This window comes from Mesorhizobium sp. M4B.F.Ca.ET.017.02.2.1 (genome assembly GCF_003998955.1).
Taxonomy (GTDB): domain Bacteria; phylum Pseudomonadota; class Alphaproteobacteria; order Rhizobiales; family Rhizobiaceae; genus Mesorhizobium; species Mesorhizobium abyssinicae.
In genome coordinates this window covers 1-429 of the sequence record NZ_RZOF01000721.1, presented here as the reverse complement: position 1 = coordinate 429, position 429 = coordinate 1, and the positions used below count along the sequence as shown (strand labels likewise).

Sequence of the window (429 nt, the reverse complement as noted above, 5' to 3'; positions counted from 1 at the left end):
GATCAGCAGCACCCAGGCGGTGTAGGCGCCGCTGTCGCCGGCGGCGCGGACGCCGATCGCATCTACGGTTGCGTAGGCGGCGATGATCGCGCCCGTCGCCAGCGCGTAGAGGATCGACGTCGTCGATGCCCTTCCCTTGCCAAGCGACAATCCCATGATGCCGCAGGCGACCAGCGCGACGCCGGCGATCTCCGGCGTGGTGAGCCGCTGGCCGGCCATGAGGAAGCTGCCAAGCGTAACCAGCAACGGCACGCTGCCGCGCACGATCGGATAGACCTGCCCCAGCTCGCCATAGCGGTAGGCGGCGACAAGGAACACGCTGTAGCCGACCTGCAGGCCGGCCGAGAGCACGACATAGGGCCAGGCGGCCGCGGCCGGAAGCGCGTGAAAAAGCGCCATGGGAATGGCGATGAACGTGCTGGAAAAGCT

The 429-nt window shown here is 67.8% G+C and carries 1 pseudogene; it reads right to left on the bottom strand.

Features of this window, described 5'->3' with window-relative positions:
- A pseudogene (locus EN738_RS35035) lies at window positions 1-429 on the bottom strand (EamA family transporter); the annotation flags it as partial.